We start from the raw sequence: 20962 nt of genomic DNA, 5'->3' as shown, positions 1-20962 counted from the left end.
ATGGAACTCAATACTCTCAATCCTGGCAAGGCTGCCAAGGGCAAGAGCCGCAAGCGCATTGGTCGTGGTCCGGGCTCTGGCTGGGGCACGACTGCCGGTCGTGGTCAGAAGGGTGCTGGTGCTCGTAAGAGCGCTAAGGCCGGTCGCGTCGCTTTCGAAGGCGGCCAGATGCCGATTCACCGTCGTATCCCGAAGCGCGGCTTCAAGCACGCTGGTGTTGAATTCCAGATCGTGAACCTGAAGCGCCTCGCTGGTGTCAGCGTTACTGATTTCGATGCCAAGGTCCTCTTCGACCAGGGCTTCATCAAGAACGTCGAACTGCCGGTCAAGGTCCTCGCTTTTGGTTCTATCGACAAGGCTATCAACGTAAAGGTTAACGCTATCAGCGAAAAGGCAAAGGCTGCCATTGAAGCTGCTGGCGGCAAAGTTGAGATCATCTAATGGAAGCACTCAAGAAAGCCATCGATGCGTTCGTCAATGCTTTTAAAATCGCAGACCTGCGTAAAAAGATCCTTTTTACGCTTGGTCTTTTGATTGTCTATCGTATTGGCGCTCACATCTCCATCCCCGGAGTAAACGCTGCGGTCCTCGCAGAATACTTCAAAAATTCGAATAACCTGTTCGGCCTGTACGACTCGTTTACCGGCGGTGCATTTGCGAAAGCAACTGTATTTGCCCTCGGTATCATGCCGTACATTAGCGCAAGCATCATCCTCCAGTTGATGGGCTCGGTTATCCCCGCCATCCAGATGCTCCAGAAGGAGGGTCAGGAAGGTCGCGCTAAGCTGAATCAGTATACCCGATACTTCACGGTGGTCCTTTCCGCCTTGCAGGGATGGGGCATTTCTATGTGGCTTTCTAACCTCAAGGTGACGACGGCCGCCGGTACGGGCATCTCGGTCCTTTCCGAGAACTTCTCGTCCGGACTCGGTAACATCGGCTTTCGTCTCCTTGCGACGTTAACCTTCACCGTAGGTACGATCTTCTTGATGTACCTTGGCGAGCAGATTACCTCGCACGGTGTGGGTAACGGTATTTCTCTTATCATTTTCGCCGGTATCGTCGGTGGCCTTCCGCGGGCCATCTTGGCCGAATTCGAAATGTTTAATGAAGGCATCCAGCCGCTTGCGATCGAGGTCTTTATCTTGGCGCTGGTAGTTGTCATTGTCGGATTTATCGTTTTCGTCGAGCAGGCGACCCGTCGCATTCCACTCCAAAGTCCTCGCAGGACTGTCGGAAACAAGGTCTTGGGTGGTCAGGCTAGCTATTTGCCTTTCAAGGTGAACACCGCTAACGTGATTCCTGTGATCTTTGCATCTTGCATCATGTTCATTCCGGCCATGGTTGCATCTTGGTTCCCGAACGTATCTGCGATGCAGGCTTTTGCTTCTGCATTTATTCCGGGACACGTCTCCTACAGCGTAGTAGATGCCCTCCTCATTATATTCTTCACCTACTTCTACACGGCAATCCAGTACAACCCGAACGACATTGCCGAAAACCTCAAGAGAAGTGGTGGGTTTATTCCGGGAGTCCGTCCGGGTAAGCAGACAGCAGAATACATTGACCACGTTTTGACCAGAATTTCATTGCCTGGGTCTCTTTACCTCGCTTTAATCAGCGTTGTTCCCCTGCACATGAAAGACGCTCTCAATATGAGTTTCTATATTGGGGGTACCTCGGTCTTGATCGTGGTAGGTGTTGCTCTGGATACTCTTCGTCAGCTCGAAGCCCAGTTGCATACCAAGAATTATGAAGGTTTCTTGAAACGTGGCCGCATTCGCGGCAGGATGGCATCTTAGTGGCTAAAGAAGAAGGTATACAAGTAGAAGGCGTTGTGTTGGAAGCTCTTCCCAACGCTTTCTTCCGTGTTCAACTCGGAAATGGTCACGAGATCCTCGCCCATGTTTCAGGAAAAATGCGCCGGCATTTCATTAGAATCTTGCCGGACGACAAAGTGTTGGTCGAGATTTCCCCGTACGATTTAAATCGCGGGCGAATTACTTACCGTTACAAGTAATAGGTATTACAAAAGAAGGTCAAACCTATGAAAATCAAAGCCTCCATTAAACCCAGATGTGAAAACTGCAAGATCATCCGTCGTAAGGGTGTATTGCGCATCATCTGTTCGAAGAACCCCCGTCACAAGCAGAAGCAGGGATAAGGAGATCGTATGGCACGTATCGCTGGTGTCGATTTACCGAAAAACAAGACTGTTGAATACGGTCTGACGGCAATCTATGGTGTCGGTCTGTTCACCGCTAACAAGGTCTGTGCTCAGTTGGGCATTGACAAGAACAAGAAGTGTGACGACCTGACTGAAGAAGAACAAGGTAAGATTCGTCATCTTTTGGAAGATGAATACTCTGTGGAAGGTCAGCTCCGCGCAGAAGTTACCTTGAACATCAAGCGTTTGCAGGACATTGGCTGCTATCGCGGCATCCGCCACCGCAAGGGCCTCCCGGTCCGCGGTCAGCGTTCCCGCACCAACGCCCGCACACGTAAGGGCCCCAAGAAGACTGTGGCTAACAAGAAGAAGTAAGGAGTATCATCGTGGCTGAAGAAGAAATCAAGGAAACTGCTGCTGCCGCTGCTGAAGCTCCGGCTGCTGCTGAAGAAGTCAAGATCAAGAAGGGCAAGAAGCGCATTGACATCCAGGGTATCGCCTGCGTGTTCGCTTCCTTCAACAATACAATCGTTTCTATCACCGACGCTCGTGGCAACGTTGTCGCTTGGGGTTCTCCGGGTAACTCCGGTTTCAAGGGCTCCCGCAAGAGCACACCGTTTGCAGCCCAGCTCGCTGCTGAAACCGCTGCCCACAAGGCATTCGATCTCGGCATGCGCAAGGTGGACGTTCGCGTTAAGGGTGCTGGTGGCGGCCGTGAATCTGCCGTCCGCGCTCTCAAGAATGCGGGCCTCGAAGTTCTCTCTATTCGAGACGTGACGGGCATTCCGCACAATGGTTGCCGTCCTAAAAAGAAGAGAAGAATTTAATCCAAAGAGGTATCGCCAATGATGTGGAAATCACTTCAGATGCCGCGCAGCTTCCAGAAAGTGGAAACCGGCGAAGATGGCCGCTACGCCAAGTTTGTCGTAGAAGCCTTGGAACGTGGCTGGGGTATTACCCTCGGTAACGCTCTCCGTCGCGTGCTCCTCTCCTCTCTGCAGGGTGCGGCTATTGTCTCCGTGAAAATCGAAGGCGTTGACAAGGAATTTTCGACGATTCCGGGTGTGAAGGAAGATGTCACTGACATTATCCTCAACCTCAAGAGCATCCGTGTAAAGCTCCTGTCTGATCATGATGAAACCCTTCACCTGGACATGTCCGGTGATGGCGAAGTCACGGCCAAGGACTTTATGGACAATCCAAATGTCACTATCCTGACTCCGGATGTTCACATTGCGACATTGAACGGCAATGCTTCTTTGTCGATGGACGTGAAGATCTCCTGCGGTCGTGGTTATGTTGTTGCCGACGAACTTAAGGACAAGGACGCTCCGATTGGCGTTATCGCCATGGATGCGAACTTCAACCCGGTTCAGAAAGTCGCAATGCACATCAGCGATACCCGCGTTGGTCAGAAGACGGACTACAACCGTCTGGAACTTGAAATTACAACAGACGGTTCCATTGACCCGGAAGATGCTCTTGCATATGCTGCAAAGCTTCTTGTGGATCACTTGGAAATCTTCATCAACTTCGAAGGCGATCTCGAATCTCCTGAAGAACTCGAAATGGATGAAGAACGTCAGCGTATCGCTAACCTCCTCCGTATGCGCGTGGACGATCTGGAACTTTCCGTTCGCTCCAGCAACTGCCTCCGTATGGCAAACATCCATACCATTGGCGAGCTTGTTCGCAACAAGGAAAACGATATGCTCAAATACAAGAACTTCGGTAGGAAGTCCTTGGTTGAACTTAACGAGGTGTTGACGTCGATGGGCCTTTCTTTTGGCATGGACGTCGATGATTACTTGAAGGATTAAACATGAGACACGGTGTAAAAAACAAGAAACTGGGTGTTAACGCCCAACACAAGCGTGCCATCCTCCGCGCCCTCACGACTTCTATTCTCGAGAAGGGCATGGAAACGGATCAGAACAAGCGCTATGTGCGTACCACTCTCCACAAGGCTAAGCTTGTGCGCAGCTGTGTAGAACGCATGATTACCTACGCAAAGAAGGGTGACCTTTCTGCACGTCGTGAAGCAGCTCGCTTCGTGATGGACCCGAAGGTTCTCCAGGATTTGTTCAACACGATCGGTCCGCGTTATGCTAACCGCAACGGCGGTTACACTCGCGTGCTGAAGCTCGGCCCGAACCGCGCCGGCGACGCTGCTGAAATGGCTCTTATCGGTCTCGTCGAAGACGAAATCGTTGCTAAGGCTAAGAAGGCTGCTGAACCTGCTAAGGCTGACGCTGCTGTTGACATGGTCGAAGGCGAAGGCAAGTCCGCTAACTAAGATCAAAAAACGGTCTTTAAAAAAGGCACGGCTTATATGCCGCGCCTTTTTTTTGTATAATTAGGTAACTTGTCATCCTTTTTCTAAACTGTAGAAAGGTTATATGCGCTCTTTTCTTGTTTGTATTCTTTTGGCATGTATCTGTGCCTTTGCATCGGATTCCATGTTTGGCAATTCGACCGCTGCGAAAAGCCTCGTTCTTGGTGATGGATCGTCTACGCGCGGTGCTGCATCGCTGACGCCGATGCTTTCCGAAGTCGCTGTGGATTCAAATTACATCATCGGTCCGGGTGACTTTTTGGACTTGATGCTCGAAGACAAGTATCTCTCTATCCAGGTGTATCCGGATGGAAATGTGGCTGTCGAGGAATGCGGCGCCGTGCATGTGGGCGGAAAGACCTTTGGCGAAGCACAGAAGCTGATTCTCGACTTGGTTTCCAAGCGTTACAAGCGTGAATACTGTTTTGTGCAGCTTGCGGCTCTCAAGAAGTTCCGCATTAATGCCATGGGCGCTCTGACTATGGTTGGCCAGCATGTTATCGATCCGCAGACGCGTCTGAGCTATTTCATCCGCGCGATTGGCGGGCTCTTGCCGAATGCAAACCAAGAAGATGTGCAGGTGATTCGTGGCAAGGATACGATTCACGTGAATTACAATACCATGACGATGAATGGTGATTTTGATAGCGACATCATGCTTGAGCAAGGTGACAAGGTCTACATTCCGTTTGTTCCGCTTGGAGATAACGTGAGCCTCATTTTTCCTGGATACAGGACTAGCGTTGCCCACCGCTCGGATAGAACGCTCCAGGATTACTTTGACCTTGCCGGTGCCAACAGGATGCACAACTACGGTTATAAGGCCGTGTGCGTGCGTGAACCGGACAAGGAACCGCGCTGGCTGACGTTTGCCGAGATGAAGACAACGTATGTCGAGCCGAATACTGAAATTGAGTTCTTTGTGAAGGAACTGTATGTGTACCTGGGCGGTGCCGTGAACTACATCGGACGTTACGCTTATAACCCCACGTGGCATGCAATCGATTACATCTCCTCGGGTGGCGTGAATACGATAACGGGTAACTGGAACCAGGTCAAGGTCTGGCGTGGCGATACGCCCAAGGCTATTCCTATCAATGTGGCTACGGACCCGATTTTGCCGGGCGACGTCATTGAAATCCCCAAGAACCATTATGAATCGTTCAAGGACTTTACCTTGTTCATGGCGTCACTCTTAAGTGTGGTCTCGTCTGCGTTCATCATTTACGTCAATTACAAGTAGTTTATGGAAAAGCAAGAGTCTATCGGTTTTATTGAATTTTGCCTGCGCGTTTTGAATAGCGACTTGAAGCATTTCAAGTTCTTTTCCGTGTTTGTTGCAATCCCGACCATTGTCGCTTTTGTGCTTGTCATGTGGGTCATTGATCCCATGTATGCGGCGACTGCGGTTGTCACTCCGCCTGCATCCAAGCAGTCCATGAGCAGTGCGCTTAGCGGTATGATGGGCGGCTCGGGCATGAGTTCGCTTTTGGGACTTTCCATGGATAACGGTGATGCGAACGCCGTGTGGACGATTCTCAATTCCTGGGAACTGCATGACAAGGTCATCGAGAAGTTCGACCTCGCGAAGCATTACAAGTTCAAGGGCAAGTTCCATGCGGACTTGCTGAAGGAGTTCCGCAGGAACTTCGGCATTGACTACAACAAGGAAGACATGTTCTCCTTGTTTTACAAGGACACGGACGCAAAGCGTGCGGTACAGGTCATCGAGTTCATGCTGGAGAAGGCGGACTCGGCGTTCAACGTGTTCAAGACGAATCAGGCCCGCCAGTCCAGGCTGTACTTCCAGGGAAGGCTTGATTCCTGCGAACATGTGCTGGATTCCGTGCTGAATTCGTTTGTCGACTTCCAGGTGAAGAACAATGTCTACGAACCGGGTGTGCAGCTAAGCGCGACGATCAAGTACTTGAGCGAGTTGCAGGCCATGCGCGAAGAGATGGGCATGGAACTCGACTTTGAAAAGCTCGACCGCGGCGAGAACAGCAAGCGCTACCAGGAACTCCAGAAGCGCGTCAAGGGCATGAATGCGGCTCTTGGTGGAGCGCTCAAGGGCAAGCATAGCAATATCGGTATGATTGAGCTCAAGAAGTCTCCGGAGCTCTATGCGGAGTACTTGAGGCGTGAATCGGAAATCCGCATCCAGGAAACCTTGTACAAGCTCCTGCGCCAGCAGAGCGAACAGATGCGCTTGGAAGAGGCTAAGATGCTCAAGAACCTCCACGTGCTTGAACCGCCTTGGGAAAACAATAAGAAGATTTACCCGCTTAGGGCTGTCACGTTGATTTTCGTGTTTGCAGTGGCTTGCCTCCTTGCGACAATCGTATGCAATATACGTGACTACCTCGAAACCGAAGAGAAGCGTGGGACTGCCGTGGCTCGCGAATGGGTGACGTTCAAGGGTTTCTTTAAGAAGAACAAGGTCTAGTTTGTGCTTTCTTGGGCGATTGCATATCCGGTCAGTTCCGCTCTTTTTCTGGTAGTCATTTTTTGCCTATTTCAGTCGTGGTGGTTCAAGAAGGATTTCTTTAGCCCGCTGAATGTCTATTGCTTTACGCAGTGTATTACGCTTGCCATATCGTATTTCCAGATCGATAGGGCGATGTCGGATTTTCACTTGTTTACCTGGGGCGTCTGGCTTCTGGGAGGGCTCTCGTTTACGGGGGGCTGCGTTGTCGCCAGGCTCTATGCGAAATCGAAAGGGCTTCCGGTCCAGATCCACCCTGCAGTATGTCCGAAGCAGTACAACTGGACATACCACTTGATGCTGTCGTTTGTCGTCTTCTTCGTTTTCCTGATTGGCGTCTATGGCATTTACCACAAGGTCGGGACTCTTGTCATCTTTACGCCGAACCCGGCCAAGTGGATGACGAAGTATATTGATTACGGTTACTTCTCACTGTTGTTCAATAGCGGCCCTTTGTGTGTCCTGCTTTTTGGTGTCGCTTCCTTTAAGAAGTACAATAACATTGTATGGATTCGCCGTGTCGCATTTGTGATGGTATTTGTGACGATTGCCGTTAACCTGATGGCGTACCCGAACAGAACGTCGCTTTTCTTCAATTTCGGATTTTTCCTGATTTTTGTGAATTACCTGTACAAGAGGATTTCGCCGATAGTGATTGCGTCTTTGTTGGTGATTGCGATTATTGTCTTTATTTCGATCGGTAGCCTTCGCGACCAGTATGGTGGCGGCTCGGTCCAGGGCAAGGCCTTGAGTGTCGTGGTGGAATTGCCTTACAAGTACTTGGCGAACAACTACTGGAATCTGGACTATGTGCTGAACCCGCCGAACGATAGGGAAATCCATCCGCATACATACGGGATAGATTTCTTTAACGGTATTTTTGAATATGCCAAGCTGACGGGTTCGTTCAGGAGCAGTTTCCGCTGGGATGACGCCTTTAACGAGAGGATCCAGAAGGTGGTGGGGTTCAATACGGTGAACTACCTTTGGGATGTCTATAAGGACTTTCATTTGTTCGGTGTTCTGTTCTTGCCGTTCCTGTGCGGGCTTGGGCTTACGGTACTCCATTTGCGCCTGTGCAGACCGTTTACTCCGCGCCAGATCTTGATGTACACTTACTTCATCTACTTTGTCGGATGGTGGTTCTTTACGTCGGGATACAAGCAGGGTATTTACTGCATCTGGGGCATGGTCATCTTTACCGTATCGACGATTTGTACGGTTAAGACTGGTTCAGCGAAGCCTGCGGTTCTTGCCGAATGCGAATCAGGAAGAGCAAAACCACCCTCCCTAACCACCAGCCACTAACCACTGTTTATTGCAGTGTAGCTTTGATTCCCTTAATCTCATTGCTCATATCTCAAAGGGCGAAGCCCGACCTCATACCTTTTTACCACTTCATTCTCTTATTGCGGATGAAATATCCGAACAGGATTGCGGTCAGCAAGAAGTCACCGGTAAGAGCAAATAGGGGTATAAGCTCATTTTCTAGGTACATCCCTGCAAGTCCGCAAACGATGATGTTTGCGATGCCGCCGACGCTTATCATGAGGGCATAGGTGGGGGTGGCATGTTCCTTGAGGAGCGTCGAGATGAGCGTTGTGCGGGTGGCCTGGAATATCAGCGAGAAGGAGAGGATTTGCAGAATGTGAGCGCTTGTCTGGAGTGTTGCTTCGGTCCAGTTCGCTGCAAAGAAAAGAATCTGCAGGATCCACGATGGGAATATCCACAGCGGAGAAGAGCACACGGCGATGAACAGCGTAAAGATGGCGATGTCTTTAAGGTGGATGTCTTTATCGTGCGTGGAGTGTAACGTGATGAGGTTCGACGAGATGAAGTGAACCATGATGCTGGAGCAGAGCAATAGGATTTTGTGCCCGAAGTTGTAACATCCTAAAAATTCATTGCTTGCAAATTTGTCGGCGACGTAAAGGCCGAGAGGGAGGTACGCAAATGACGCAAAACTGGAAATGGCGTAGGGGGTGCCTGCCTTGATCATGATGGCGATAAAGCGGAATGTGCGGCGCGTGATTTTGAGGAGCTTTGCATTGAAGGCCTGTGTCACGCCGTAGAAGAATGCAGGGAGCGCTGCAAGAACCATGGCAAGTGCAATCAGCTCGATTCTATCGACTCTGAAATAGAGAAGCGTAATCCCCATGACGGTGGAATATGAAATCGTATGCAGTAGTTTTGAGACGAAGAGCCTTTTCCAGAATTTGCCGCAGATGAAGTACCAGTCGAAAAACGCGTGCTGGAAGACGAGTCCGAGCGTGAAGATGAGTTCGCCGTAAAAGATCGGATGGTCGTGGCGGAAAATGCAGGCGAATGCGATCATGAGGAGTGCTGCCCCCATGGCGGCGAAAAGCCGCAATTGGAGGATGTTCCTGAAGAGCGATCCGACTGTCGCGCGGCTTCCGAAGAAGGCGAGGATAAGCGTTGTCATCCCGAAATCGGCGATGGCGCAGAAAATGGAGTAGTCGGTCTGGAGGAGCCCAAAGTGTCCGTAAGAGGCTGTCCCGAGGTTCCTTGCGATAAAATTCTGGACAAAAAATGAAATTCCCTGGATGAGGAGATTTACAAATGCAATGAAAACACCGATTTTAATATTGCGGAAAGCCTGAAACATGAAACCAAAGTTAGAATTTAGAACTTGGAGCGCTGCCCACTAAAGCTTGGTTTGGCGCGATAGGGGATTCCTGGACGTTGCAAAAGGCTATTTACAGAAAAAAACAGAAAAATATTTTGCTTTTTTTTGTATCTTTGGTCTTGAAATCGCGAGAGTGGCGGAATTGGCAGACGCGCCAGACTTAGGATCTGGTACTTCGGTGTGTGGGTTCGACTCCCACCCCTCGCAGTTCTTTTTTTATCACTTTTTTAACAACCGTTTATCGGAGTAAATATGTCCGCTGAAATCAAAGAAACAAGCGCCACCGTGCGTACAATTGAAATTACGATCCCGCAGGGTGATCTCAAGGCACCGTTCGAAAAGAAGCTCTCCCAGTACAGGAAGCAGGTGACTTTGAAGGGTTTCCGTCAGGGACAGGTGCCGAAGGCCATGATCCTGAAGCAGTTCGGACCGTCCATCCGTCACGAAGCCGTTGATGACGTTGTGAACTCTATCGTTCAGGAAACGCTCAAGAATGCAAACATCATCCCGGTTGGCAAGATGGTTGTTACGGATTTCAAGGATGACGAAAAGAGCGACATCACACTGAAGGTCGAAGTCGAAGTTGATCCGGAAATCGATATCAAGGGTTACGCAGACACTGGCATCACCGTTCCGGCTACTGCCGTCCACGAAGAAGAAGTCCAGGCTGAATTCAACCGCCTCATGCAGATGTGGAGCAAGGACGAACACGTTGACCGCGAAGCCAAGAAGGGCGACGTTGTCGTTGGCGACTATATCGAAGTTGTGATTGACGGTGAAAAGCAGGAACTCCCGGAAAACAAGGAATTCCGCTCCCTCCTCGGTGAATCCGCTTCTCCGGGATTCGATGAAGGCCTCATGGGTTCTAAGGCCGGCGACAAGAAGGAAATCAACTTCAAGTATCCGGATGACCACAAGGACGAACGCTACCGCGGCAAGACCGCTCAGTTCAACGTCGAAATCAAGGACGTTCGCGAAATCGTTCCGCCGACTTTGGACGAAGAATTCTGCAAGCAGATTGGCGTTAAGGACGAAGCTGACTTGAGAAACAACCTCGCTGAAAGCCTCGCTGCCCAGAAGAAGGACGCTGCTAAGAACAAGGCAATCAACGAAGCTATCGACAAGCTCATCGAAGCTAACCCGTTCGAAGTGCCGAAGGCTCGCATCTACGACCTCATCAAGTGGACGCTCAACCGCAATGCCCAGAGCGAAAAGGACGTTGTCGAACCGACCGAAGAACAGATAAACGAACTCTCCGGCGAAGCTGTCCGCGAAATCAAGAAGCACCGCATTCTCGAATTCGTTGCCACGAAGGAAAAGATCAAGCCGACGCAGGCTCTCGTTGACGAACGCCTCCAGCAGATGGCCGCTGCTTACCACGTGGACTTCGAAAACTTGAAGAACCACTTCCGCCAGTCTGGCCGTATCAACCAGTTGCGCGACGAACTTCGCTTCCAGTTGGCTGCTGACTTCATCGTCGGTATCCGCCCGGCTGCAGAAGAAACAAAGTAATAAGAGGAATAAATGATCATCCCTACCGTCATTGAAACTACCGGGCGCGGCGAACGCGCTTACGATATCTATTCCAGACTCCTCAAGGAACGTATCATTTTTTTGGGCACGCCGATTAACGACGAAGTGGCGAACAACGTCATGGCCCAATTGATTTTCCTTGAATACGAGAATCCGGAAAAGGATATCACGCTGTATATCAACAGCCCGGGTGGTTACGTGTCGGCAGGGCTTGCCATTTATGATACCATGCAGCACGTACGCCCGAATATCGCTACGATCTGCATTGGTAGTTGTGCTTCGATGGCCGCCGTGCTCCTTGCTGCAGGTACGAAGGGCAAGCGCTATGCGCTCCCGCATTCCCGCATCATGTTGCACCAGCCGTCGGGTGCCGCTACTGGACAATCTACAGATATTCAGATTACCGCCAAGGAAATTATCCGTACAAAGGATACCCTTACCGAAATTGTCGCGAAGCATACCGGAAAGCCGGTCGAAGAAGTCCGCGAAAAGACGGACCGCGACTTTTACATGAGCCCAGAAGAAGCTAAGGCCTTTGGCGTCATCGATGAAATTTTTGTGCCGCGTAAAGAGGGTATTTAATGTATCGTAGTGGCAAGAACCACCCGGCTGTAAGTTGCAGTTTTTGCGGAAAGCCGGCCGAACAAGTCGAAAAGATGATCACCGGTGCCGGTGCGTATATTTGCAGTGATTGCATACGCATGTGCAGCCGCATTCTTGAAGAAGACTTGGCACGTACGAAACAGGAACAGGAAGCGAAGGAGATTGCTTCCAAGCCGCTCCCGCTCCCGACCGAAATCAAGGCGCACCTGGACGATTTTGTCATTGGACAGGATCGTGCAAAGATGGCGCTCTCTGTGGCGGTTTACAACCATTACAAGCGACTCCGCTACAAGCAGACTCACAAGTCCAAGGACGATGTCGATGTCGAAAAGTCGAACTTGCTTTTGGTTGGCCCGACGGGTTCGGGTAAGACGCTCTTGGCGCAGACGATGGCACGCTTTTTGGATGTGCCGTTCACGATTGCCGATGCGACAGTCTTGACCGAAGCCGGTTACGTGGGCGAAGACGTCGATAGCATCATCGTGCGCTTGTTGCAGGCTGCCGATTACGATGTGGCGAAGGCTGAACGCGGCATTATCTTTATCGACGAAATTGATAAGATTGCTCGTAAGACTGCGAACCCCTCCATCACGCGTGACGTGAGCGGTGAAGGTGTGCAGCAGGGACTTTTGAAGCTCTTGGAAGGTACGGTTGCATCGGTCCCGCCGAAGGGTGGCCGTAAGCATCCGGAACAGCCGCTTGTGCAGGTGAACACGAGAAATATCCTGTTCATTTGCGGTGGCGCCTTTGAAACCTTGGACAAGATTATTTCCCAGCGCGTGAACCAGGGTGGCATGGGCTTTGGTGCCGATATCCACACTGCAAGCGAAAACAGCTTGAGCGAACTCTTCAAGCAGCTCGAGCCGGAAGACTTGATCAAGTTTGGCCTCATCCCGGAAATTGTTGGACGTTTGCCGATTGCCGTTGCCCTTGAAGAACTCGACGAGACGGCTCTCCTCAACATCTTGACAAAGCCGAAGAATGCGCTTGTGAAGCAGTATAAGAGCTTGTTTGCAATGGACAACATCAAGCTCGAATTTGAAGACGATGCCCTCAAGGAAATCGTCCGCGAAACGATGACCCGTAAGACGGGTGCTCGTGGGCTCCGTTCTGTGATGGAACGCGTGCTGCAGCAGGCTATGTTCAAGATGCCTGGCTCTGGCGAAAAAAAGTTCACCGTGACTGTCGAAATGGTGAAGGAAGGCCTCAAGCACAACAAGAAAAAGTCTTAGTTGCTGCTGGGAGCCGCTACCTCCTGAACGCCGCGACCTCACGAATGCAAATTTTAGCAGTTGCCGAAAAACGGTGACTGCTTTTTTGTTCCCTCTCCTTTCAAAATACTATCTTTGTAGTATATGGCTTTTGACTTTAATAAAACGTACCCGTTGCTCCCTCTGAGGGACGCTGTTGTATTTCCGCTGACGACTAGACGCATTTTGGTGGGCCGCGAGATGTCTCTCCGCGCCCTGGAATTTGCCGAGAATCATAACAACGAAATTATCTTGGTTGCACAGAAGAATGTGGAACAGGAAACGCTCGACAACCCGATGCTCGACCTTTACTCGGTGGGCGTGGTTGCCCGCGTGGCGAATGTGACCCCGTTCCCGAATGGCTGTGTGAAGGTCGTGCTGGAAGGCGATTCCATTGTGGATCTCCGTTCGATTGCTTTGCGCGACGGATTTTTGCAGGTGACGGTTTCGCCGAGAGAACATTTTATCAAGGCCGAAGACAAGAGCGAAAAGTTTGAAGACGTGCTGAACATGTTTCGCGAATATGCCATGCACAGGAACATCGCCGATGGCATGGTCGAAGCGCTCTTTACGATGGATAGCCACATCAATGCGTTTTACGGGATGATTCCGTTCCTCTCGATTTCGCTTTCCGAGAAGCAGGCGCTTTTGGAACTCGAAACGATTGACGCTCTTGCGGATCGATTGATTAGCCTGATGCAGGTGGCGCAGGAAAACGAGAACGTGATGATTCGCGTTCAGCAGAATGTGCGCCAGAAGATGGCTCAGCAGCAGAAGGAATGGTTTATCTCGGAGCAGATTCGCCAGTTGCAAGATGAGTTGGACGGCGAAAATGGCGGTGCTTCGGAACCGGACCAGTTGCTCAAGAAAATCAAGGCCAAGAAGTTTAGCAAGGCGATTGAAGAAAAACTCGAAGAAGAAATCGGTCGCATGCGCATGATGCAGCCGACCTCCCCTGAATATGCGGTGAGCCGCAATTACGTGGATTGGTTCCTCTCGCTCCCGTATGGCGTTTACACCGATACCGTTTTGAACATGAAGAAGGTAAAGGCGGAACTTGACTCTAAACATTTCGGTTTGGATAAAGTTAAAGAACGCATCATGGAATACGTGGCCGTGCTGAAGCTTACTGGTACGGAACGCCGTGCTCCGATCCTTTGCCTTGTGGGTCCTCCGGGCGTTGGCAAGACGACTCTCGTGGAATCGATTGCAACGGCGATGCAGCGTAACTTTGTCCGCATTACGCTTGGTGGCGTGCGTGACGAAGCTGAAATCCGTGGTCACCGCCGCACTTACATTGGGGCGATGCCGGGTAGATTTATTCACGCTTTGCGCCGTGCAAAGTGCATGAACCCGGTGATTTTGCTCGATGAAATCGACAAGATGGCAAGCGACTTTAGAGGCGACCCTGCAAGCGCCATGCTTGAAGTTTTGGACCCGGAACAGAACCATGACTTTACCGACCACTTTATGGAAGTGGGGCTTGACTTGAGTCGTGTGCTCTTTATTGCGACGGCAAACAGTGAAGGCGAAATTCCGGAAGCTCTGCGCGACCGTATGGAAGTGGTGCGCCTGCCGGGTTATTATCCGCACGAAAAGTTGCAGATTGCGGGCAAGTATTTGCTCCCGCGCATCTGTGAACGCACGGGCGTGAAGCTTGGCGAACAGGTGAGCTTCAGTGACGAGATGATTAATGCCGTGATGCGCGGCTGGACGCGCGAAGCGGGCGTTCGTGAACTCGAACGCGTGCTTGAAAGTGCTGTGCGCCATCGTGCAAAAGACATTGTGATGGGCAAGAAGATTAAGCCGGAAGTGACGGCGAAGGTGCTTCAGGATTACCTCGGCGCTCCGAGATTCTTGGACAACCAGCTGCCGGAACCAGGTCGCCCGGGCGTTGTGACGGGTCTTGCCTGGACAAGTGTCGGTGGCGAAATTTTGCCCATTGAATGCATGCTCTTGAGCGGCAAGGGTCAGCTGATTTTGACGGGTAAGCTTGGCGACGTGATGAAGGAATCCGCACAGATTGCCGTTTCGCTTGTTCGTGAACGCTTGCAACGCTTTGGCATTGACCCTGCGATTGTGCGCAAGACGGACATCCATATTCACGTGCCGGAAGGTGCCGTGCCGAAGGATGGACCTTCTGCAGGTATCGCGCTTACGCTGTGCCTCTTGAGCGCGTTTACGAAGCAGCCGATTTCACCGGACATTGCGTTTACGGGTGAAGTGAGCCTTACGGGCGCCTGCCTCCCGATTGGCGGCTTGAACGAAAAGGCGCTTGCTGCACTCGCCGCTGGCGTGAAGACGCTCCACTTGCCGGAAGGCAACAAGAAGGACGTGGCGGAACTTCCGGAACCGGCGAAGAAGGGCCTCAAGATTTTCACGCACAAGCATATTGACGAAATCGTGAAGATTTTGTTCAAAGTGCCGAAGGCCGCAAAAAGCGCGAAGAAAGCGTAATTAAAAGTGCCCGCCACAGTGATGTGCGCGGGCCTTTTTGCTATTTCCCTTTTTCTTTGGCGTAGGCAGAGGCCTTGTCAACAAAGGTTTGCAGATCCATTTTGTTGAAATGTTCACGTTGCCATTTGGTATAGTCAAATCGTTCTCTTTGGACCGCTGCTATAAAATACTCAGTGTCAACAACTCCGAGTTCACGGATGAGGCATTCCATTCCTCTGGAAAGCAATTCGATTGTTGCTGGTGGAGTGATTTCAGTTATCATTTTCAGCACCTCCGCTTGTCCGTACTTAAAAGATAATCACAATTCATTAATTCTGCACAGGCAATGTGACAAGCGTCTTTCATTTTTACCCCTGTTGCCATGATTTTCTTGGCATTTGTAGCGATTAAATCTGATTTGTCGTTTCCTACATAATCGAAAACATTATCATTCAAAAATTTTGTTATAGCAAATTTTCTGTCTGTGTACGGATTACAAGAATTTTCGTAATCAAGAATAAATGATGAAGCCAATTGCAATTTTTGTGCTTTTACAAGAGATTGTATTTGCATTTTAGCTTGTGCTTCAATGGAAATGGTCAAATGGCTTTGGTCGTCATAAGGCCGGTTGTAGCAGCAGTTGTCTAGATATATTTTCATATCCTTTAGATTATATAGTTGATTAAATTGAATCGGAGTGCCGATTCATCTAGCAAACGATATAGCTAAGGATTTAGGAAAAGATATAAGAAAGGATATAGCAAAATCCAGTATGTTGATACTGGTACTTTGTAATTTATAAAAATCTTTTTGAGAAGAGTAGTATATTAACTGGCGAATAAATTTTTTAATATTAGGCCGAAAAGGATTTATTATCTTTTAACTGAAAAACATAATCACTAATCACTGTCTACTTCCAACTTCTAACGGTCTACTAAAACTATGGAATTCACACTTGATGAAATGCGCGAGCACCTTGCAGCTCTCGAAGCAAGGATTTCTGAGGCTTGCAAGATTGCGGGCCGCAGCCGTGATTCGGTTAAGCTTGTGTGGGTGAGCAAGTTCCACCCGGCAGAAGCTGTGGAAAATGCGATTGCTTTGGGTGCAACGGACTTTGGCGAGAACCGCGTGCAAGAAGCGGAACTCAAGTTCTCTGAACCGCGTACAGCAAAGGACGGAAGCCGCGTGCGTTGCCATGTGATTGGTCCTGTGCAAAGTAACAAGCTCAAGAAGGCTGCACTTGTGGCCGACTGCATCCATTCCATTGCAAGTATCGAAGCGGTGGAAAAGCTCGAAAAGGTCTGTGCGGCAGCTACAAATGGTCAGGGTAAAGTTCTCGACATTTTGTTCCAGGTGAATGCTGGCGAAGAAGAAACGAAGAGCGGCCTGGATGTTCACGAAGCCGAAGCTTTCTTGAACGATCTTGCGGCAAAAGCGGGCGCAGCAGCGGACGGCAAAAGCGAAAACTTCCCGCATCTGCGTTTCCGCGGCCTCATGACGATAGGCAAGAATACGGGCGTTCCTGAAGACAGTCGCGAATGCTTTGCGTTTTTGCGTGGTTTGCGCGATAAGTTCCTTGCAAAAGGTGGCGCCTTTGCTAAGTTCGATCAGCTTTCGATGGGCATGACGCTTGATTTGGAAGTCGCCATTGAAGAAGGCTCTACGATGATTCGCGTGGGAACTGCCTTGTTTGGCGAACGCGATTACAGCAAACCGGTGAACGATCCTGTATAATCTACGCTGTCATGCCCGCCGCTGTGCGGGCATCACCGTTTTGTTGTTGAAAGGGAGATTCCCGCTTTCTACTCAAAGAGCATAACTCAACTATAGAACTAAAGTTCAAAGTTTCGTATAGCGGGAATGACAGAGTGTACTAATTTATACTTCAATTTCCATGCCGGTGTGCATTTGTGCGACTTTGTCGCCGAGCACATCGTGCAAAATCTCGTAGGCGCGTTGCCCAGTGCAATGCCCTGTGTAGATTTTTTGAACATTCAAATCGAGGAGGCGTTCGGCGAATGCTTTTACGCGGTCATCGGGCGTGCGGAATAAATGGAACCCGCCGAGAATGGCGTAAATCTGTTTGCCGGGGAATGTCGCTTCGATTTCTTTAATGATGTTGTCGGCGCCGCCGTGGCTGCAGCTGTTCATGATGAACAATCCCTTGGGTGTGTCGAAGACTAGACTTTGTTCGTGGTCGAAACTGTCGGGGCGGTATTTGCCGTTTTCCTTGACGCTCATGTGGGCGCGCTTGCCAATTTCATCGAGGTTTGGAGTCTTGTGGCCGACGAGTGTGACTCCCGGAAAAATTTCGCAGTCGCCTTTTGCAAATACGATTCGGTCGGCATTGCGCTTGAGAGTTCCTTTGCGGATGCCGATGTATTCTTGGTACGTGAAAAACTTTAAGAATTTGTGCGTATGGTAACAGTTTTCGCGGGCTGCATCGCGCAAGTAGAATTTGGCGTGGTCATTCTTGTCAAAGAATTCCTGCATGCCGTCAGCGTGATCGTAATGCGCGTGGCTCAAGACGCCTGCATCGATTTTTGAAATGTCGATGCCCATGAGTGCAGCATTCTTGGCGAAACGTGCGGAGGCTCCCGTGTCGAGCAAAATGCGTTTGCCGTTGAATTCGGTGTAGACGCAAAGTCCCCATTCGCCCTTTAATTGTTTTTGTGAAGTTTCGGCCGTGCAAGAATCGCAAGTGCAGCCGCTGCTGGCAAAACCGCTGATGTTGTCGATGAGAATTTTGATAATCATGGGATAAGGGGATTCCCGCTCGGAGGCGGGAATGACAGAGCCTTTTGTGAGAATAGTGACTCCGGCACCCTGGAACATGTCCGGGGCAGGCTCAGGCCGGGGTGACATTAAAAAAGGATGCGTTGCTACGGTTCACCTTTAAACGCCTTGTAGAAATTCAGGAACTGCTCGGGGCTGAGCTCTTCGGCGCGAATGGTCGTCGGCCAATCCAAAAGTTCAATGGTCGCCTGGATTTTCTTCTTGTCGTAATTACGGCCGAAAGAGTTGGCGAGAGTCTTTCGTTTTTGCGTGAATGCGGTACGCACAAAGTCAAAGAATCCGTCGGGCGCCTGGAGGGCATCTTCGCGCGGTGTCAAAAGCATCGTGGCGCTATCGACATTCGGCTTTGGCGTAAAATGCTCTGGCCCGATCTTACGCAAAATTTGTGTATTTGCAAAAGCAGAAACGAGCACGGATAGGCTCCCATAATTGCTGGAGCAGGGTTCGGCGCAAATGCGTTCGGCAACTTCGAGCTGCACCATTCCCATGAATCCCTTGGTCAAGTGCAAGCGCGGCATAAGTCCTGCGATAATGGCGGTACTTACGTTGTATGGTAAGTTGCCGGTAACCCAAGGCTTTGCGTGCGCATTCAAAAACGCCTGCAAGTCAAACTTCAAAAAGTCAATGTTTACAATGTTGAAGTTCTTGTAGTCCTTGAATTTTTCATTCAAGACCTCAACGCACTGCTCGTCAATTTCGACAGCAGTAAGTTCTAGCCCGCGGTTGAGCAAGTGCTCCGTGAGAGCGCCGTGACCGGGACCAATCTCAAGGACGAATTCGCCTGCTTCGGCGGGCAAATCGCCTGCGATGGCGGTGGCGGTTTCAACATCGAGAAAGTTCTGTCCAAATTTGCGACGGCGTGCTCTATCCATGACGGGGAATATAGAAATTGATGCGGGTGTGTTAGACTTGCAAAAATTGAAAGCTTGATTTTTGACAGTAAAGTGTCAAAATTGAAATGTATATTCAAAGTATGTGTTCTCTATTCTTTGCTGTTATTATCACTATGCTCCTCTATTTCTTTTACTGCTGAAATGAGGGGCTCTTGATATTATGCGGTTTTTAGTATCTTTTACCTTGTAAAACAATTAGCGGTTTGGCGGTGCCTTAGGATTTTGCGTTTTAAAATCAACAGTCCTAACCACTAGCTACTAACCACTAATCACTAAACAGAGGTTTTTATGTCCGTTGCAATGCAAGATGTGATGAAACAGTCCGGGGTGGCATTTGGTACGAGCGGTGCCCGCGGTCTCGTGAGCGCTATGACCGACCGTGTGTGCTATGTGTATGCACGTTCTTTTATCAAGTACTGCGAAGCGTCTTACAAGTGCGAACGCACGATTGCGATTGCGGGTGACTTGCGTCCGAGTACAGAACGCATCTTGAAGTCGCTCGTGCAGGCTGGCGCCGATGCAAACTGGAAGGTGATTTACTGCGGTCGCATCCCGAGCCCCGCTATTGCGATGTACGGCATCGACAAGCATTTGCCGACCATCATGGTGACGGGTAGCCATATCCCGGCTGACCGTAACGGTATCAAGTTCAACCACCCGAATGGCGAAATCACGAAGGCCGACGAACAGGGAATTGTTTCGCAGTCGGTCGATTTTGACGAAGCGCTTTTTGACGACAAGGGCATGCTGAAGGCTGCACCGGAACTCCCGGCGGTCGAAGCTGAAGCCGAAGAAAATTATTGCAAGCGTTACCCGAACTTTTTCGGGAAGGATGCGTTGCACGGACTCACGATTGGCGTTTACCAGCATTCCGCTGTGGGCCGCGACATCGTGGTGAAGGTTCTCGAAAGCCTCGGTGCGACGGTCAAGCCGTTTGGCCGTAGCGATGTGTTTGTTCCGGTCGATACCGAAGCTATCCGCAAGGAAGATGAAGAACTCGCTCGCGAATTTACGCACAAGGATTACGTGGATGCCGTGTTCAGCACCGACGGCGATTCGGACCGTCCGCTTTTGGCTGATGACGTGGGCATGTGGCTCCGTGGTGACGTGCTTGGCATTTTGGCCGCACAGTCTCTTGGCATCAAGCGCATTGCAACTCCGGTGAGCTGCAACACTTCGCTTGAAAAGTCCGGCAGCTTTGAAAAGATTTGCCGCACGCGCATTGGTAGCCCGTATGTGATTGCCGGCATGGAAAGCTTGGTCGATGCAAACGACAAGAGCCTCACGGTTGCAGGTTACGAAGCTAATGGCGGCTTCTTGCTCGAGACAGATTTGACGCTCGATGGCCGCACGCTCAAGGCTCTCCCAACACGTGACGCACTCCTTCCGATGATTGCCGTGATGGTGATGGTCCGCAAGGAACGCATGTGCGTTGTAGATTTGCTCCGTAAGTTGCCCAAGCGCTTTACCGTGAGCGACCGCCTCAAGGAATTCCCGACTGAAAAGTCCAAGGCGAAGCTCGCTGAAATCCGCGAAAAGAATCTCGGCGAAAAGCTGTTTGGCGCTCTCGCTGCAAAGCCCTCCAAGTTTGCAAAGGACAAGACGTTCCAGGGCAAGATTGTATCGCTCAACGAAGTCGACGGCTACCGCATGGAATTTGATTCTGGTGATATCATTCACTTGCGCCCGAGTGGTAACGCTCCGGAATTCCGCTGCTACGTGGAAACGGAAGGCAAGGAACGCAGTGCTGAACTCCTCGCCGAATGCCTTAAGATTATGGAAGGCTGGAGAAAGTAGCTTCGACTTTTTTGTATCTT

The 20962-nt window shown here is 50.4% G+C and carries 22 protein-coding genes and 1 tRNA gene; 18 read left to right on the top strand and 5 right to left on the bottom strand.

Translation table 11 applies throughout. The features are described 5' to 3' along the window. The 11 genes from rplO to CRN95_RS14135 all read left to right on the top strand — a co-directional run bounded on the left by rplO (position 1) and on the right by CRN95_RS14135 (position 8295). Entirely contained in the window at positions 1 to 441 is a 441-nt protein-coding gene (gene rplO / locus CRN95_RS14185; RefSeq protein WP_073442655.1) for a 50S ribosomal protein L15, read from the top strand. Beyond that, positions 441 to 1802, top strand: a complete 1362-nt coding sequence (gene secY / locus CRN95_RS14180) for a preprotein translocase subunit SecY (protein ID WP_088630016.1) — start codon at positions 441 to 443, stop codon at positions 1800 to 1802. The genes rplO and secY overlap by 1 nt, the downstream gene beginning before the upstream one ends. Continuing rightward, positions 1802 to 2020: a translation initiation factor IF-1 gene (gene infA, locus CRN95_RS14175; RefSeq protein WP_014546098.1), complete on the top strand. Its 219-nt coding sequence runs from the start codon at positions 1802 to 1804 to the stop codon at positions 2018 to 2020. Before secY ends, infA begins: the two co-directional genes overlap by 1 nt. A gap of 27 nt (positions 2021 to 2047) precedes the next feature. Beyond that, positions 2048 to 2164, top strand: a complete 117-nt coding sequence (gene rpmJ / locus CRN95_RS14170) for a 50S ribosomal protein L36 (RefSeq protein WP_014546097.1) — start codon at positions 2048 to 2050, stop codon at positions 2162 to 2164. 9 nt (positions 2165 to 2173) lie between these two features. Beyond that, positions 2174 to 2542 carry a 30S ribosomal protein S13 gene (gene rpsM / locus CRN95_RS14165; protein WP_014546096.1) on the top strand — a complete coding sequence of 123 codons (369 nt, stop codon included), beginning with the start codon at positions 2174 to 2176 and terminating at the stop codon, positions 2540 to 2542. Positions 2543 to 2568: 26 nt separating this feature from the next. Then, positions 2569 to 2994: a 30S ribosomal protein S11 gene (rpsK, locus tag CRN95_RS14160; protein WP_049858437.1), complete on the top strand. Its 426-nt coding sequence runs from the start codon at positions 2569 to 2571 to the stop codon at positions 2992 to 2994. Positions 2995 to 3012: 18 nt separating this feature from the next. Further along, entirely contained in the window at positions 3013 to 3987 is a 975-nt protein-coding gene (locus tag CRN95_RS14155) for a DNA-directed RNA polymerase subunit alpha (protein WP_015732009.1), read from the top strand. Between the two features lie 2 nt (positions 3988 to 3989). Beyond that, complete coding sequence (gene rplQ / locus CRN95_RS14150) at positions 3990 to 4463, top strand: 50S ribosomal protein L17 (protein ID WP_015732008.1); 474 nt, start codon at positions 3990 to 3992, stop codon at positions 4461 to 4463. A 103-nt stretch (positions 4464 to 4566) separates the two neighbouring features. Next, positions 4567 to 5745 (top strand): polysaccharide biosynthesis/export family protein, encoded by a 1179-nt coding sequence (locus CRN95_RS14145; protein WP_088630017.1) that lies wholly within the window; start codon positions 4567 to 4569, stop codon positions 5743 to 5745. A 3-nt stretch (positions 5746 to 5748) separates the two neighbouring features. After that, positions 5749 to 6948 (top strand): lipopolysaccharide biosynthesis protein, encoded by a 1200-nt coding sequence (locus tag CRN95_RS14140; RefSeq protein WP_097021255.1) that lies wholly within the window; start codon positions 5749 to 5751, stop codon positions 6946 to 6948. A 3-nt stretch (positions 6949 to 6951) separates the two neighbouring features. Next, positions 6952 to 8295 (top strand): O-antigen polymerase, encoded by a 1344-nt coding sequence (locus CRN95_RS14135; protein ID WP_097021254.1) that lies wholly within the window; start codon positions 6952 to 6954, stop codon positions 8293 to 8295. An 82-nt stretch (positions 8296 to 8377) separates the two neighbouring features. Here CRN95_RS14135 and CRN95_RS14130 read toward each other — a convergent pair whose 3' ends face one another. Beyond that, positions 8378 to 9613, bottom strand: a complete 1236-nt coding sequence (locus CRN95_RS14130) for an oligosaccharide flippase family protein (RefSeq protein ID WP_097021253.1) — start codon at positions 9611 to 9613, stop codon at positions 8378 to 8380. A 148-nt stretch (positions 9614 to 9761) separates the two neighbouring features. Between CRN95_RS14130 and CRN95_RS14125 the strand changes: the two genes are divergently transcribed. The 5 genes from CRN95_RS14125 (at position 9762) to lon (ending at position 15477) form a co-directional block, all read left to right on the top strand. Then, a tRNA-Leu gene (locus CRN95_RS14125) sits at positions 9762 to 9841 on the top strand. 45 nt (positions 9842 to 9886) lie between these two features. Next, positions 9887 to 11146 carry a trigger factor gene (tig, locus tag CRN95_RS14120; protein WP_088630021.1) on the top strand — a complete coding sequence of 420 codons (1260 nt, stop codon included), beginning with the start codon at positions 9887 to 9889 and terminating at the stop codon, positions 11144 to 11146. 12 nt (positions 11147 to 11158) lie between these two features. Continuing rightward, complete coding sequence (locus CRN95_RS14115) at positions 11159 to 11749, top strand: ATP-dependent Clp protease proteolytic subunit (protein ID WP_088630022.1); 591 nt, start codon at positions 11159 to 11161, stop codon at positions 11747 to 11749. Then, complete coding sequence (gene clpX / locus CRN95_RS14110) at positions 11749 to 13002, top strand: ATP-dependent Clp protease ATP-binding subunit ClpX (protein WP_097021252.1); 1254 nt, start codon at positions 11749 to 11751, stop codon at positions 13000 to 13002. Before CRN95_RS14115 ends, clpX begins: the two co-directional genes overlap by 1 nt. 123 nt (positions 13003 to 13125) lie before the next feature. After that, a complete protein-coding gene (lon, locus tag CRN95_RS14105; RefSeq protein WP_097021251.1) occupies positions 13126 to 15477 on the top strand; it encodes an endopeptidase La in 2352 nt (783 codons plus the stop codon). 40 nt (positions 15478 to 15517) lie between these two features. Here lon and CRN95_RS14100 read toward each other — a convergent pair whose 3' ends face one another. Continuing rightward, complete coding sequence (locus tag CRN95_RS14100; RefSeq protein ID WP_088630025.1) at positions 15518 to 15739, bottom strand: hypothetical protein; 222 nt, start codon at positions 15737 to 15739, stop codon at positions 15518 to 15520. A gap of 2 nt (positions 15740 to 15741) precedes the next feature. Then, the gene (locus tag CRN95_RS14095; RefSeq protein ID WP_200816217.1) at positions 15742 to 16116 is read right to left on the bottom strand and encodes a hypothetical protein; all 375 of its coding nucleotides are present in this window, start codon (positions 16114 to 16116) and stop codon (positions 15742 to 15744) included. A gap of 282 nt (positions 16117 to 16398) precedes the next feature. On the opposite strand from CRN95_RS14095, the gene CRN95_RS14090 reads away from it, so the two are divergent. Further along, positions 16399 to 17190 carry a YggS family pyridoxal phosphate-dependent enzyme gene (locus tag CRN95_RS14090; protein WP_097021250.1) on the top strand — a complete coding sequence of 264 codons (792 nt, stop codon included), beginning with the start codon at positions 16399 to 16401 and terminating at the stop codon, positions 17188 to 17190. Between the two features lie 144 nt (positions 17191 to 17334). Here the strand turns inward: CRN95_RS14090 and CRN95_RS14085 are convergent, their stop codons facing one another. Together CRN95_RS14085 and rsmA are read right to left on the bottom strand one after the other, a co-directional pair. Then, on the bottom strand, positions 17335 to 18213 hold the full coding sequence (locus CRN95_RS14085) for an MBL fold metallo-hydrolase (RefSeq protein WP_097021249.1): 879 nt from the start codon (positions 18211 to 18213) through the stop codon (positions 17335 to 17337). Between the two features lie 125 nt (positions 18214 to 18338). Further along, positions 18339 to 19124: a 16S rRNA (adenine(1518)-N(6)/adenine(1519)-N(6))-dimethyltransferase RsmA gene (gene rsmA, locus CRN95_RS14080; RefSeq protein ID WP_088630029.1), complete on the bottom strand. Its 786-nt coding sequence runs from the start codon at positions 19122 to 19124 to the stop codon at positions 18339 to 18341. A 309-nt stretch (positions 19125 to 19433) separates the two neighbouring features. On the opposite strand from rsmA, the gene CRN95_RS14075 reads away from it, so the two are divergent. Continuing rightward, complete coding sequence (locus tag CRN95_RS14075) at positions 19434 to 20942, top strand: phosphomannomutase (protein WP_088630030.1); 1509 nt, start codon at positions 19434 to 19436, stop codon at positions 20940 to 20942. The last annotated feature ends 20 nt before the right edge of the window (positions 20943 to 20962 follow it).

It is taken from the genome of Fibrobacter sp. UWB16, from assembly GCF_900215325.1.
GTDB lineage: Bacteria > Fibrobacterota > Fibrobacteria > Fibrobacterales > Fibrobacteraceae > Fibrobacter.
This window is presented reverse-complemented; position numbering and strand designations above follow the sequence as displayed.